The organism is Cedecea neteri, from assembly GCF_000758305.1.
Classification (GTDB): Bacteria; Pseudomonadota; Gammaproteobacteria; order Enterobacterales; family Enterobacteriaceae; genus Cedecea; species Cedecea neteri_C.
Genome location: NZ_CP009458.1, coordinates 221967 through 236631 on the forward strand (window position 1 = coordinate 221967; position 14665 = coordinate 236631).

The window sequence follows — 14665 nt, forward strand, 5'->3', positions numbered from 1 at the left end:
CAAGCTGTGTCCCTGATGTCCCTACTCAAGCAACACCCGCTGATTGCAGCGGTAAAAGATAACCAGAGCCTGCAGCTGGCGCTGGAATCCGACTGCCAGGTGATTTCCGTGCTGTTCGGCAATATCTGCACCATTACCGGTATCGTGCAGCAAATTAAGAAGGCGAATAAATACGCGCTGGTGCACGTCGATTTACTGGAAGGGACGTCGAATAAAGAGATTGTGATTAACTTTCTGAAACTGGTGACCCAGGCCGACGGGGTGATCAGCACCAAAGCGCCGATGGTGAAAGCGGCCAGGGCTCAGGGGTTCTTTGCCATTCACCGGCTGTTTATCGTCGATTCCATCTCTTACCACAACATCGATAAACAGGTGGCCCAGTCGAACCCGGACTGCATCGAAATCCTGCCGGGCTGTATGCCGAAGGTAATGAAATGGGTCACGGAAAAAATCGATCTTCCGGTGATTGCCGGTGGCCTGGTGTGCGACGCGGAGGATGCCAACAACGCGCTCAGCGCCGGAGCATTGGCTATCTCCACCACCAATACCGGCGTCTGGCAGTTGGCTAAATATCTTCCCTGACGCAGGTTTGCAGCTCGGCTAGCACCGGCAGCAAATCATCGACGATCCCCACATCAGCATGGCGGAAAATCGCCGCCTGCGGATCGTTGTTGATGGCAACAATGAACTGACTGTGGGCAATGCCGCTGATAAAAGCCGGTGCGCCGGAAACGCCTGCCGCAATGCAAACATCTGCGGCAACCTGAGTACCGGACATCCCCAGCAGCTTGTCCATACTGCACCAGGCGTGCATCACCGCTTCGCGGCTGGCGCCGGTTTCCATGCCCAGCCCGCAGGCGATCTCCTCCACCTGCGCCATGCCTTGCGGGCTGCCAACGCCCCGCCCCACCACCAGCACAAGCCTGGCATCGGCCAGGCCGGATTCGGCTTCATCGGCAATTACCGCAGACTCAACCAGCCAGCCAGGTTTCTGTGCTGCAACGGGTATCTGCACGTACTCGATCTCCGGCTGCCAGGTTTTGGCTCCCGGCGCGGCGGCTACGCTCAGGCACCAGGGCTTATTTTGCAGTTGAAGCGCTGCCACCAGCGCGCCGCCATAGGCGTTTTTATGCACTACCTGCCGGGGAAAATCCGCGTCGTTAATCGCGCTCCACGCCTCCCCTTGCAGCCGGTGCGCCAGCCGGGTGGCAAGCTCTGCGCCCTGCCAGCCAGAAGGAAATAGCAGCATGTCTACTGGAGCACGCACAAAGTGGGCATACAAACCATCAAGCAGCGGCTCGCTGTATTCACTCTCCGGCAGCAGCCAGGCTTCGACATGTTCTGCTGCCATTTCACTGCGGGCAATGAAATGCCCTATCTCATTGAGCACCGACGCTTGCCTCGCTTCAGGCAGAATCAGGGCAATTTTCATGACTGCATCCTTTTACGTAACCAGTCGCGGTAGAGGCTGCGGGCCTTTTCACGCGCGTCGCTGCCCTGAATAATTAAGCCACCGCGCTGCCGCTGAGGGTGATCCAGCCCGACCAGAGGAGATACGGCCCCCTCATAGTCCTGGGCTTTCACAGGCAAAACCTCAACGTCCGAAGCTTTCACCGCCAGCTTTTGCCGCAGCCCAGGCGTTCTCAGGCAGTAATCCCCCCCGCTTTCAATCATCAGCACCGCTGGCAACCGCACGGTAAGGCTGCGTTTCCCTGTGCCGTGCCGCTGTTTCAGGCAAACCTGCTGCCGTTCAGCATCGAGCGTGAAATCATAGACCTGGCTGAAGCATGGCCAGCCCAGCTGTTCGGCGAGGTAAAAACCCGTCTGCCCGCTGTTACCTTCGGCGCTGCGTGAGCCCATGACCACCAGAGATTGAGAATGTTGCTGCTGCCATGCGGCCAGCAAAGCAGCCACTGATGCGGGGGAAAAAGTTAGCTCATCATCCGGCTGCAGCCGCACGGCTCGCAGGAACCCCAGCGCTTTGAACTGGCGAAGAAAACTGTCCGCGCGTTCAAGGCCAATGCTTAAGGCGGTAAGGTTCAGGCCTTCAGCCTGATGCAGCAGTATCTCCGCGGCAGCAGCCTCATCTTCCCCCAGGCAAGGGCGCGTTATCGACGTGTCCAGGCTACCCTGCCCGGCGGCCAGCCAGTCTTTTTCCGCCAGCATGGCGAGATCGGGCTCGGCCTTAAAGGCTAACAGAATGTTCATGGTTCACTCCCGGTGGCTGCTCTTTATTCCCGGACGCGGCCACAAGGCTCATGTTTCGCGTTTCCGGCGCCCAGAAGACGGAAACCAGCAGGCCCAGCATAAGCACCGCGCTGAGTAAAAGCATGGTGTTTTGCACCCCGAAGGAAACCAGCGCCACCGGCAACAGGCCGGTGCTGATTGCCGAGCCCAGGCGGCTCATCGACGTCGCAAACCCTACGCCCAGCGAGCGAATATCCGTCGGGAAACTCTCCGCCGGCAGCACGCCGACCAGGTTGCTGACCGCTGAAATGGTCAGCGTAAAAACAAAGAACAGCAGCAGAATAATTGTACCGTGTTGTTCCGGCACCAGCGCCAGCGCGGTAAGGCTGAAGAACAGCACCAGAAAACCGCCGATCAGGAAGCCACGCCTTGAGCAGCGGTGAGTCAGCACCAGGCCCGCAATCGCCCCCACCACCAGCACCATATTCAGCAGCAGGCTGGCGGTCAGGCCATCCTGCATACCCAGCAGCCCGGTAATGGACGGCAGCCAGGTATAAATCGCAAACCACGGGATCACCAGGCAAACAAAGAACAGGCTATTAAACGCGGTACGCCGCCAGTATTGTTCGGAAAACAGCGTGCGGAGATGACGGGAGGTCGGCACCGCAATCTCATCGCTAATAACGACGTGTTCGCCGAAGCAACGGCGCACAATCTGATGCGCTTCGGACACTCGCCCCTGGCGAAGCAGCCAGCGGGGAGATTCCGGGGTTCCCCAACGTAATAAAGTGATTAATAGCGCGGGAAAGGCAGCGGAAGCCAGCAGCCAGCGCCAGGCATCCGGACCGCTCTCCACTAGCTGATGCCCAATGAGGCTTGCCAGCACGTAACCCAGCGTCCAGACTACGCTAAACGCGCCGAGCAGCACGCCACGATGTTTGCGCGGGGAAAATTCGGCCAGCATGGTGTGGCCCACTGAGTAGTCACCGCCCAGCCCGATACCAATCAACACCCGCAGCAGAATCAGCTGCTCTACGTTGCTAACGAAAAACTGTAAAAAAGAGGCCAGTGTGATGAGCACGAAGCTGAAGTTAAAAATTTTCTGACGACCAATATGATCGGAGATCCAGCCCAGCACCAGGCTGCCAAGAAACAGCCCAAACAGCGCCGAGCCGCCCACTAATCCTTCCTGAAGTGGCGTCAGGCCCATTTGCGGCGTAATCATCACCAGCGCAAAACCAATTACGCCGAGCACGTAGCCATCCGTCAGGTGAGCGCCAAAGGTCAGCCCGGCAATGCGTAAATGAAAGCGATTAAGCGGCAGGTCATCCATACGAACCGGTTCGGCGTGCATACTGATTCCTTTGTCGATCCGTAAATGAAGAGGTCGGCTCCTGAGAGCCGACCTGTACGGTTATTTTTCAATCGGCCAAATCGTGCCGGTATTCATGATGCCGTTCGGATCGTACTGATCTTTCAGGCCCTGCATGATTGGCCAGGCGGTGCCGTGCTCAAGCTTGGACCAGTGCACGCGGTGCTTGCCGATCCCGTGGTGGTGCACCATCGAGCCGCCGAGGCGAATCGTCTCTTCCACGATGATTTTGTTCAGCGGGTTGTGGTACTTGTCGATCTCCTCTTCCGGCTTGCAGTCCACCACGTTGTAGTCGTACACGAAGTACATGTTGGTGCCGTTGATGTAGCTGTGGGAAGAGTGGCCGCCCAGCATAGTGATATCACCTGCATGTGGGAACTCATTGCGAATGCGCTCGATCACATTGTGGTAAATCTCATTAATGCAGCTCCAGCTGCCGGAAACTTCGGTGGTAAAGCCCATGTTGCCGGTTTTCAGGATCTGCACGCGTTCTGCTGCCACTTTATCCGGGCCCCAGTTCAGGTTGTTGAACCAGGTTTCGATGAGCTTGCTGTCCACCTTCTTGCATTCCGGGTGACGGGCAACAATTTCTTCGATGCCCGCGCCGGTCGCTTCGGCCAGGCGCTTAGAGCCTTCTGCCATAAAGATCAGCACGCATTTGCCGTCGGCAAAATGGGTGAAGTGCTGGGTACCATCTTCGGCGTCATACAGGCGGGCAATCGATGGGCGATAGCCTTCCACCATTACTTCGCGCAGGATGTTGAACCCGGTTTTCATGTTGTCGAGGATGTAGCCGTAGAACAGGTTGTTTTCCGGCATGTACTTGAAGATTTTCACCGTCACTTCGGTGATATAGCAGAGCGCCCCTTCGTTGCCGATAATCACGTGGCGAATGTCCGGGCCAGCAGCACGGCGCGGCACGTTTTTAATGCGCGTGATGCTGCCGTCCGGGAACACAGCTTCGAGACCCACCACCATGTCCTCAATCGCCCCGTATAGGGTTGAGAACTGACCAATGCTGCGGGTTGCCACAAGACCGCCCATTTGTGCCAGTGGTTTTGACTGCGGCGAGTGGCCGGTGGTGTAGCCTTTTGCACGCAGCGCATCTTCCAGCACTTCCAGCGGCACACCGCACTGGGCGGTGGCCTGCATGTTTTCAATGTCGATATCGATAATCTTGTTCAGTCCGGAGCCGTCCAGCACCACGGAGTTTTTCACCACGGCTTCCAGGCCACCTTCCGTTGCGGAAGCGCCGGTACGCGGGATACAGGTGATGTGGTTGCTGTTCAGAAACGCCAGTACGCTGGAGACTTGCTCAGTGTTCTGCAGTTTCACTACCGCGGCCGGCAGCGGCTGAGTGTACACGCCATGAATATCCGCATATTTTCTGAACCGGTCGATACTGTTTTTCTGCAATACTTTTTCATCGGTAATAACCTGCTGCGGGCCAACGATTTCTTTTAATTGATCCACAATTGCTTCGCGAGATAAAGACATGACAACTCCTTCCTGACAAATAAGGGAATACGGATATAAATAAGAGAAAGCAGGAACCACCCTGCGAGAATTACCTGACTAAATAACCACCATCAACGACTAACAAATGGCCATTAACATAATCTGAAGCACGGCTGGATAAATAAACCATTGCCCCCATAAGATCCTGCGTTTCACCCCAGCGGTTGGCTGGAATATGATCCAGTACGCGCTTGTTGGTTTCCGGGTTTTTACGCGTTTCGGTCGTAATATCGGTGGCATAATAACCAGGAGCAATACCGTTCACCTGAATATTATATTGGCCTAATTCATCACAATAGGCTTTCGTTAAACCGGCCAGCGCGTGTTTTGTGGCGGAATAAGCCGGAGACCACTGGCCGCCAAGATAAGAAAATAGCGAACAGATATTAATGATTTTTCCGTGCTTTTGCGGGATCATCACTTTGGCCGCTTCGTAGCTTAATTCGAACGCCGCGGTCAGGTTGATGTTGATCATCGGGTCCCAGTCGGCACGGCCGAAATCCAGCACCTTGTTGAGCTTACAGATCCCGGCGTTGTTGACCAGAATATCCACCGAGCCAAAGGTTTCCAGGCACTGGGCGATGACCTGAGCCGGGGCGCCTTTCTCCGTGATATCCACGGTCATAAACGCCACTTTTACGCCTTGCTGTTCAATAAGTTGACGCGTTTCGCCTTTCTCTTCCACCACCGTTGGAATAAACACATTCGCCCCGGCCTTAGCCAGCGCCATGGCGAACGCCTGCCCAAGCCCGCTGTTACCGCCGGTGACAATCGCCGTCTTCCCTTTGAGCGAGAAGAAGTCCAGTGAGAATTCGTTGAGTGCGCTGAGCGACATGATGAACTCCTTAAATTTTTTAAACGCAAAAAAAATGAGAAAAGCAAGCTCCCCCCGAAAGGGAAGTTACTTTTCTCATCGTCTCTAGTAACTGGCTAAAATAAGTATCACAGCGGTGGGGGCATGTTATGTGATCAACCTCACAACTCATTAACAAGAAGGTTTTATCGCTAAATTATTCACCATGAAAACCAATATCGTGATATTTCTCACACTAAAAAACGATCTCTCATGATAATAATCTCCGCAATTACTAGAGCCCATGAGAAAAGTAATCAGCCCTTAAAAGGGGATTGGTTACTTTTCTCTTTTTTTTGTCTTTAACAATCCTGATTACTGAGAGCACACCATGCGTGATTCAAATTTTCGTCGCTGGCTAACGCTGGCAATAATAAGTATCAGTGGTGGTGTAAGTTTTGACCTTGCTTATTTAAGGTATATTTACCAAATCCCCATGGCAAAATTCATGGGATTTAGCAATACCGAAATAGGCTTAATTATGAGTACTTTCGGAATAACCGCAATTATCCTTTATGCGCCGAGCGGAATTATTGCCGACAAATTCTCTCACCGCTTAATGATGACGCTGGCGATGATTGCCACCGGCCTGCTGGGAATTGTCATGGCGTTCTACCCGCCGCTGTGGGTAATGATCGTCATTCAGGTCGCTTTCGCCGTGACCACCATTCTGATGCTGTGGTCGGTCTCCATTAAGGCGGCTTCCCTGCTGGGGGATCATAGCGAGCAGGGAAAAATCATGGGCTGGATGGAAGGCCTGCGCGGCGTCGGCGTGATGGCGCTGGCGGTGTTCACCATGTGGGTGTTCTCGCGCTTCGCGCCGGAAGATGCCAACAGCCTTAAAGCCGTTATTCTTATCTACAGCGGCGTTTATATTGCGCTCGGCGTGCTGTGTTGGTTCTTTGTCAGCGATGGCTTTACCGGCCGTACAGAAGACTCTCAGGAAGCCAAAAAACCAGCGTTCCAGCTTAAAGATATCCTGTCCGTTTTACGGATCAGCACCACCTGGTACTGCAGTATGGTGATCTTCGGGGTTTACACCATTTATGCCATCCTGAGCTATTCCACCAACTATCTGACCGAGATGTACGGCATGTCGCTGGTGGCCGCCAGTTACATGGGCATTGTGATCAATAAAATCTTCCGCGCCGTTTGTGGCCCACTCGGCGGCATTATTACGACCTACAGCAGAATCAAATCGCCCACTCGCGTGGTGCAGCTGCTCTCTATTGTTGGCGCAGTCGCCCTGGTAGCGCTGCTGGCGACCAACGCCAATCCTCAGTCGGTTGCGATGGGCATTGGGCTTATTTTGCTGCTGGGATTCACCTGTTATGCCTCACGCGGGCTGTACTGGGCCTGCCCCGGCGAAGCGAGAACGCCGCCCTATATTATGGGTACCACCGTGGGGATTTGTTCGGTCATCGGCTTCCTGCCGGACGTGTTCGTTTACCCGCTTGTCGGCCACTGGCAGGACACCCTGCCCGCTGAAGAAGCCTACCGCAATATGTGGCTGATGGGATTAGCCGCGCTGTGCATGGTCATCGTGTTTGCCTTTTTGCTGATTCGCAAAATTCGCGCCGCCGACATCGCACAGGAAAAATTGGCATCACTGGCCGCAACGGGCGAGTGATGAGGGAAAATTGAAGGAGAAAGGCAATGTCGAAGCAATACATCATTGGGATTGATGGTGGGAGCCAAAGTACAAAAGTCGTGATGTACGATCTGGCGGGCAATATCGTCTGTGAAGGCAAGGGGCAGCTTCAGCCAATGTACACGCCGGACGCGGATACCGCCGAGCATCCTGACGACGACCTTTGGGACTCGCTGTGCCGCGCCGGGCAGGATTTAATGAACCACTTCACGGGCGACAAGGACGCCATCGTCGGGATTGGCCTCGGCTCCATACGCTGCTGCCGCGCCCTCTTAAAGGCCGACGGCACACCGGCTGAGCCGCTGATCAGCTGGCAGGACGCGCGCGTCACCCGCCCCTACGAGCACACGAATCCTGATGTCGCCTGGGTGACTTCATTCTCGGGTTACCTGTCCCATCGCTTAACCGGCGAGTTCAAGGACAATATCGCCAACTATTTTGGCCAGTGGCCGGTGGACTACAAAACGTGGTCATGGAGCGACGACGGCGAAGTACTGAAGAAATTTAATATTCCGCGCACCATGCTATTTGATGTTCAGATGCCAGGCACGGTCATCGGCCATCTTACCGAAAATGCGTCGAAGGCTACGGGCTTCCCGGCCGGATTACCGGTAGTTTGTACCACCAGCGATAAGCCGGTAGAAGCGCTTGGGGCCGGGCTGCTGGATGACGAAACCGCGGTGATTTCTCTCGGCACCTATATCGCGCTGATGATGAACGGCAAAGCGCTGCCGAAAGACCCCGTGGCTTATTGGCCCATTATGTCGTCTATTCCTGAAACGCTGCTGTATGAAGGTTACGGCATCCGCAAAGGAATGTGGACGGTAAGCTGGCTGCGGGACATGCTGGGTGAGTCATTGATTCAGGATGCGAAAGCGCAGAATCTTTCCCCGGAAGGGTTGCTGAACAAGAAAGCGGCGCTGGTGCCGCCGGGCTGTAACGGCCTGATGACCGTGCTGGACTGGCTGACAAACCCGTGGGAACCCTTCAAACGCGGGATCATGATTGGCTTTGATTCCAGCATGGACTACGCATGGATTTACCGCTCGATCCTCGAAAGCATCGCCCTGACGCTGAAAAACAATTACGACAATATGTGCCATGAGATGGACCATTTTGCCAAACATGTGATCATCACCGGCGGCGGCTCCAACAGCGATCTGTTTATGCAGATCTTTGCCGACGTGTTTAACCTGCCGGTCAGGCGGAACGCGATCAACGGCTGCGCGAGTCTGGGGGCGGCAATCAACACCGCCGTCGGGCTAGGGCTGTATACCAGCTATGAAACCGCCGTTGAAAAAATGGTGCGGGTCAAAGATGTGTTTATGCCGATAGAAAACAACGCGAAACGCTACGAGGCGCTAAACAAAGGGATTTTCAGGGAGTTAACGCAGCACACTGACGTTATTTTGAAAAAATCGTATCAGGTGATGCACGGGGAGTTAGACAACACGGACTCAATTCAAAGCTGGTCCAACGCTTAACTCACGGTTTACGCCGGGTGTGATGACCGCACCCGGCTTTGCTCATCAGGCAATATTCAAATACTTGTGCGTCTGCATCGACAGGCGCCAGTTGCGCGCGATGCAGGTTTCAATGCACAGGCGCGTAGCATCGTCTTTTTGGCTGATAGGCTGCAGCGCGATAATGCGGTTTTTCTCATCCGTCAGCGTAGCCAGCAGTTCGTCCAGCGCTTCAACGTCACGCATACGCCCCACCGGGTGCTTAATTTCATCCGAGCGCTCCAGCGCCTGGGAGAGAATGTCGTACCCACCGCGCATGTTCACCTTCGGGGAAACCGTCACCCAGGTATTTGCCGTGCAGCGCACTTCATGCGTGCCGCTGGTTTCTATCTGGCAGCTAAATCCGTTTTTCTCGAGCAAATCAGTCAGCGGAGTTAGGTCGTGAATGCACGGCTCACCGCCGGTGATCACTATATGTCGCGCGGTATATCCCTGACGGCCAATAACGGCCAGCAGATCTTCAGCGCTTGCCGCGCCCCATTTATCGCTTTCTTTGGTTTTGGCCAGGATGCTGAACAGCGACACTTCACGATCCGCGAGCTTATCCCAGGTATGTTTGGTATCGCACCAGGCGCAGCCTACCGGGCAACCCTGCAGGCGAATAAAAATGGCGGGCACGCCGGTAAAATAGCCTTCCCCTTGCAGGGTCTGGAACATCTCGTTAATCGGGTACTGCATAATTATCTCAGTCATAGTCACAAAAAGTAATTATCGCAGAACTGGCGATGGAGATCATGCGAAAGCGGCTGCGCGACATCGATGTCTGATGCTCATGCCGCACACAGAACCTCCGTTTTCACGGTTACTGTGTGCCAGCTCTCAACTTTCTTATGGTGATTAAACCTTCGCTCCTCATGTTGATCGCCGTCATAACAGCACGTATTGCTAACTTCTAGCATCCCTCTGGCTTTCCCACTGAAATCACATAAGGAAATGATAAATGGATGATTCTTCTGTTCCTGGACAACAAAGAGTTGGGCCCGCCGCCTGGTTTAGCCTGCTGTTTGCGATGGTCTTTTTCTCTGGCCTGTTGGGAGGAAAAAACTGGTACGGGGTGTTTGACTTCACCACGCTAAACGGTGCCTTTGGCAAAGTGGTCAGCGGCGTTAACCCGGCCGGAGAATCGCTGGATGTTGCCAAAAGCGCCTTCCGCGGCAACGGCGGATATGGCGCGATGGACGGTTTTCTTTTCGCTTTCGGCCTGATTCCCGCCGTGATGTTTGCGCTGGGCATGATTAACGTGCTGGAACACTACGGCGCCCTGCGTGCCGCAAGAAAACTGCTGACACCTCTCCTTCGGCCCCTGATGGGCGTGCCCGGTGCTACGGGCCTTGCGCTCATCGGCAGCCTGCAAAGTACCGACGTTGGCGCATCGCTCACCCGCGTACTGGCGGATGAAGGCCAGATCAGCGAAAAAGAAAAAACCGTGTTCACTATGTTCCAGTTTTCCGCCGGAGCCATGATCACCAACTTTTTCTCTTCCGGGGCCGTGCTCTTCACGCTGATCGCCGTGGACGGTAGCCAGGCCGTGCCTAGCTCAATCGGCATGTGCGTCGCCGTGATGTTCATTATGAAAATCGTGGGGGCAAACATGATGCGCCTGATCCTGAACGTCACAGAGCGTAAAGCAAAAACAGAGGTGCAACATGGCTGATGCAGCAAAACCGATGATCACCGATGTCTTTGTGGCCGGGGCGCGCAAAGGCTGGACCATCGCCACAACCAGTACGCTACCTAATGTGTTGATGGCATTCATTATTATTTATGCGCTTGAGCTTACGGGCGCGCTGCAGGGCATGGCCTGGCTGTTTGGCCCGGTGATGAAACTCTTTGGGCTGCCCGGTGAAGCAGCGGCGGTACTCATCGGCGGCTGGATGTCGATGGGCGGCGGCGTGGGCGTCGCTATCAGCCTGTTTGAAAGAGGCATTCTCAGCGGCGAACACCTGGCTATTCTCGCACCGGCCATCTATTTGATGGGCTCTCAGGTGCAGTATGCCGGGCGTATTCTCGGCGTTGTAGGTATTCCGGCGAAACGCATTCCGCTGATGATAGCCCTTTCTGTACTCAACGCATTTTGCGCCATGCTGATCATGCGCGTGCTTATTCTGGAGTAACCCATGGATCTGAAACAGTATCTTCAAGAGTTAAAAAGCGTCGTAAATATCGACTGCGGTACCGCTACCGTTATGGGCGTGGAAGAGGTCAGTCGTATCTTTCAGCAGTGGTATCTGTCAGAAAACTGGCACTGCGACAGCGTTGATCTGGGGAATAAAGTAGGGCCAGGTTTGTTCGCCACGAATAAACCTGACGCTGAACAGTACGACGTTTTGCTGGTGGGACATATGGATACCGTCTTCCCGCCGGGAACCGTCTCAGAGCGCCCTTTCAGCATTGAAGGCGACCGTGCCTATGGCCCTGGCGTGTCAGACATGAAAAGCGGGTTGTTATCTATTCTTTGGGCTTTACGCGGCCTGGACAAAGCCGATCTTGAGCGGCTGGCTATCGCCGTGGCCATGAACCCGGACGAAGAAACTGGCTCAGCCCATTCGCATGAATGGATAGGCGGCATCGCAAAACGCAGCCGCTGCGTGCTGGTATGCGAGGCGGCAAGAGCCGATGGCTCACTGGTGAAAGCCAGAAAAGGCATGGCCCGTTACCGTCTGGCGTTTAAAGGCGTAGCCGCCCATGCGGGCAACGATCCGGAAAAAGGCCGTTCTGCGGTGAAAGCGCTCGCTTACGCGGTGCTGGCAATAAGCGAGCTGGCCGATATGACGAAGGGCACCACGTTGAATACCGGCGTGATTTCCGGCGGCGTTGGGGCGAATATCGTGGCGGATCACGCTGAAATGATTGTCGATCTCCGCTTCAATGATAACGACGAATATCTGCGGGTTAACGAGGCCGTTCAGTCGTTTAGCCACCGCCAGTTCGAGCCAGATGTGTTAACCACCGTCGAACAGCAGGCGCAAACGCCTGCAATGACACCTTCTGCCGAAACGGAAAAACTGATGAAGCTGGTTGAAAAAGCCGGTGAGGCTGTCGACGTAGAAGTTCGCTGGCAGGCGGTAGGTGGCGGCTCAGACGCCAACCACACGGCGGCCCTTGGTGTGCCTTCTCTGGACGGGTTTGGCCCTGTCGGTGCCGGATTCCATTCCCCTTCCGAATATCTGGAGCTGAACAGTATCGAGCCTCGGGTTCGACTGCTGCGTGAAGTGATCCGCTCGCTGTAAAAAAAGGCCGGGGTCTTCCCGGCCTGCTTCATTACTTTTTCAGTTTAAAATCAATCACCATGCGGCCTTTGATCTTGCCGCTCTCCATTTCAGGGTAAAGGGCAATGAGCACCTGAAGCCGATCGGGTGCCTGTTCCTGGATTATTTGATCTTAACAGCCTTCACGTCCAGCATCGGTGTCAGCAGACAGGTATAGCTAAGTTTGTCATTGTCTGGCCCTTTCCCCGGGAAAAATGCCGAACCTTCTACGACAACGTCATAGCGTTCGCTCTTCTTACCGGCAATGACCTTACCGGGAGCAAAAGCGGGTGAGTCAGGACTAATCTCAACCAACCGCTCAAGTCCGGTGCTGATAACATCACTACGGTTAGATTTCGACAACGCCGCGTTGAGACAAGCCCTGTTTGCAGCATCACGCCCCTGCATCGTGCCCATACCAGGCTCATACTTTTGTGGAAGATTAGCCAGGCGCCAAATATCTGACTGTGGCATATAGACGCCAGGTTCAAATCGCCCGGTTCCAGAGCGCACGGCACAAACGATCAGTTGAGGACTGACTCCATCGATAGCAACGAAAGTGGTGCCAGGCTCAGATTGCAGCGTGAGTTTTGCATAATTGGCATTGATCTCAAAAGGAACCGACTTCTCTTTCGCCATCGTCGAGCGTGACTTGCAAAGCGCTACTTTTGCAGGGTCTTGCCCCAGACTGTCACTTGAAATCATCGCCGCATGTGCAGAAGAGATACCTAACAGCATCAGTGGCACTAAAGATAAAAAAATGCTTTTTTGATTCATTATATCCCCGGAGGTTATTCCTTCATTGTTATTGATACATATACACTTTAATCATACGGTTCTTTCAATACACGACTAAACACGCCATTGATAAATATGTGATCTTTATGCTTCAGAAGACAACATGCAATATTGCAAGCGTGGAAATCTCTGGCTCAGTAAGAAATAAAAGGCGAAAAAAAACCCGCCGAAGCGGGTTTTTCAAAGTCTAAAGCAGCAGTAAGAACTTACTGGCCTTTAACTTCTTTCAGACCGTTGAACGGTGCTGGAGTGCCCTGTGCAGCCAGTGCTTCTTCGATACGAATCAGCTGGTTGTACTTAGCAACACGGTCAGAACGGCTCATAGAACCGGTTTTGATCTGGCCAGCAGCGGTGCCCACAGCCAGGTCAGCGATGGTAGCATCTTCGGTTTCGCCAGAACGGTGAGAGATAACCGCAGTGTAGCCAGCGTCTTTCGCCATTTTGATCGCAGCCAGAGTTTCGGTCAGGGAACCGATCTGGTTGAATTTGATCAGGATGGAGTTAACGATGCCTTTTTCGATACCTTCTTTCAGGATCTTGGTGTTGGTTACGAACAGATCGTCACCAACCAGCTGGATTTTGTCGCCCAGCACTTTGGTCTGGTATGCGAAACCAGCCCAGTCAGATTCGTCCAGACCGTCTTCGATAGAAACGATTGGGTAATCTTTGGTCAGGTTTTCCAGGAAGTGAGTGAATTCTTCAGAGGTGAACGCTTTGTTGCCTTCGCCAGCCAGAACGTATTTACCGTCTTTGTAGAACTCAGACGCTGCACAGTCCATTGCCAGGGTAACATCTTTGCCCAGCTCGTAGCCTGCTGCTTTAACCGCTTCAGCGATAACAGCCAGTGCTTCTGCGTTGGAACCCAGGTTAGGCGCGTAGCCACCTTCGTCACCTACAGCAGTGTTCATGCCTTTGGACTTCAGTACCTTAGCCAGGTTGTGGAACACTTCAGAACCGATACGTACCGCTTCTTTCAGGGTTTTCGCGCCAACAGGCTGAATCATGAATTCCTGAATATCAACGTTGTTGTCAGCGTGCTCGCCGCCGTTGATGATGTTCATCATTGGCAGAGGCATAGAGAATTTGCCTGGGGTGCCGTTCAGTTCAGCGATGTGAGCGTAAAGCGGCAGGCCTTTAGAAGCAGCAGCAGCTTTAGCAGCAGCCAGAGAAACAGCCAGAATGGCGTTTGCGCCAAACTTGGATTTGTTCTCGGTGCCATCCAGATCGATCATGATCTTATCGATGTTAGCCTGGTCTTTAGCATCTTTGCCAAGCACAGCTTCAGCGATCGGGCCGTTAACCGCAGCAACAGCTTTCAGTACGCCTTTACCCATGAAACGAGATTTGTCGCCATCGCGCAGTTCCAGTGCTTCACGGGAACCGGTAGAAGCACCTGATGGTGCAGCTGCCAGACCAACGAAACCGCCTTCCAGGTGAACTTCGGCTTCAACAGTCGGGTTACCGCGGGAGTCGATGATTTCACGACCGATCACTTTCACAATTTTGGACATAGTA

14 protein-coding genes are annotated in these 14665 nt (G+C 54.0%); 6 read left to right on the top strand and 8 right to left on the bottom strand.

Annotated elements, in window-relative coordinates:
- Nucleotides 1-6: 6 nt before the first annotated feature.
- Nucleotides 7-582: a glycerol-3-phosphate responsive antiterminator gene (locus LH23_RS01075; protein WP_039287183.1), complete on the top strand. Its 576-nt coding sequence runs from the start codon at nucleotides 7-9 to the stop codon at nucleotides 580-582.
- Here the strand turns inward: LH23_RS01075 and LH23_RS01080 are convergent.
- From LH23_RS01080 to LH23_RS01100, 5 genes are all read right to left on the bottom strand, one after another.
- Entirely contained in the window at nucleotides 566-1432 is an 867-nt protein-coding gene (locus tag LH23_RS01080) for an electron transfer flavoprotein subunit alpha/FixB family protein (protein WP_039287186.1), read from the bottom strand. The genes LH23_RS01075 and LH23_RS01080 overlap by 17 nt on opposite strands.
- Entirely contained in the window at nucleotides 1429-2208 is a 780-nt protein-coding gene (locus LH23_RS01085; RefSeq protein ID WP_039287189.1) for an electron transfer flavoprotein subunit beta/FixA family protein, read from the bottom strand. Before LH23_RS01085 ends, LH23_RS01080 begins: the two co-directional genes overlap by 4 nt.
- On the bottom strand, nucleotides 2186-3541 hold the full coding sequence (locus tag LH23_RS01090; RefSeq protein ID WP_039287191.1) for an MFS transporter: 1356 nt from the start codon (nucleotides 3539-3541) through the stop codon (nucleotides 2186-2188). Before LH23_RS01090 ends, LH23_RS01085 begins: the two co-directional genes overlap by 23 nt.
- Nucleotides 3542-3601: 60 nt before the next feature.
- Entirely contained in the window at nucleotides 3602-5056 is a 1455-nt protein-coding gene (locus LH23_RS01095; RefSeq protein ID WP_039287194.1) for an FAD-binding oxidoreductase, read from the bottom strand.
- 70 nt (nucleotides 5057-5126) lie between these two features.
- Nucleotides 5127-5912, bottom strand: coding sequence for an SDR family oxidoreductase (locus LH23_RS01100; protein WP_039287198.1), 786 nt, complete (start codon nucleotides 5910-5912; stop codon nucleotides 5127-5129).
- A gap of 349 nt (nucleotides 5913-6261) precedes the next feature.
- Between LH23_RS01100 and LH23_RS01105 the strand changes: the two genes are divergently transcribed.
- Both LH23_RS01105 and LH23_RS01110 read left to right on the top strand, forming a co-directional pair.
- The gene (locus tag LH23_RS01105) at nucleotides 6262-7560 is read left to right on the top strand and encodes an MFS transporter (protein WP_039287201.1); all 1299 of its coding nucleotides are present in this window, start codon (nucleotides 6262-6264) and stop codon (nucleotides 7558-7560) included.
- Between the two features lie 26 nt (nucleotides 7561-7586).
- On the top strand, nucleotides 7587-9065 hold the full coding sequence (locus LH23_RS01110) for an FGGY-family carbohydrate kinase (RefSeq protein WP_039287202.1): 1479 nt from the start codon (nucleotides 7587-7589) through the stop codon (nucleotides 9063-9065).
- A 45-nt stretch (nucleotides 9066-9110) separates the two neighbouring features.
- On the opposite strand, the gene queE is transcribed toward LH23_RS01110, so the two are convergent.
- Nucleotides 9111-9782 (bottom strand): 7-carboxy-7-deazaguanine synthase QueE, encoded by a 672-nt coding sequence (queE, locus tag LH23_RS01115; protein ID WP_039287205.1) that lies wholly within the window; start codon nucleotides 9780-9782, stop codon nucleotides 9111-9113.
- A gap of 262 nt (nucleotides 9783-10044) precedes the next feature.
- On the opposite strand from queE, the gene LH23_RS01120 reads away from it, so the two are divergent.
- From LH23_RS01120 to LH23_RS01130, 3 genes are read left to right on the top strand one after another with little or no spacing between them, the layout of a single operon-like run.
- The gene (locus tag LH23_RS01120; protein ID WP_039287208.1) at nucleotides 10045-10758 is read left to right on the top strand and encodes a nucleoside recognition domain-containing protein; all 714 of its coding nucleotides are present in this window, start codon (nucleotides 10045-10047) and stop codon (nucleotides 10756-10758) included.
- On the top strand, nucleotides 10751-11218 hold the full coding sequence (locus LH23_RS01125) for a YjiG family protein (protein ID WP_008458378.1): 468 nt from the start codon (nucleotides 10751-10753) through the stop codon (nucleotides 11216-11218). The genes LH23_RS01120 and LH23_RS01125 overlap by 8 nt, the downstream gene beginning before the upstream one ends.
- Before the next feature lie 3 nt (nucleotides 11219-11221).
- The gene (locus LH23_RS01130; protein ID WP_039287211.1) at nucleotides 11222-12334 is read left to right on the top strand and encodes a M20 family metallopeptidase; all 1113 of its coding nucleotides are present in this window, start codon (nucleotides 11222-11224) and stop codon (nucleotides 12332-12334) included.
- Nucleotides 12335-12475: 141 nt separating this feature from the next.
- Here LH23_RS01130 and LH23_RS01135 read toward each other — a convergent pair whose 3' ends face one another.
- Both LH23_RS01135 and eno read right to left on the bottom strand, forming a co-directional pair.
- Entirely contained in the window at nucleotides 12476-13129 is a 654-nt protein-coding gene (locus tag LH23_RS01135; RefSeq protein ID WP_039287214.1) for a hypothetical protein, read from the bottom strand.
- A gap of 227 nt (nucleotides 13130-13356) precedes the next feature.
- Nucleotides 13357-14661: a phosphopyruvate hydratase gene (eno, locus tag LH23_RS01140; protein WP_008458382.1), complete on the bottom strand. Its 1305-nt coding sequence runs from the start codon at nucleotides 14659-14661 to the stop codon at nucleotides 13357-13359.
- Nucleotides 14662-14665 lie beyond the last annotated feature (4 nt).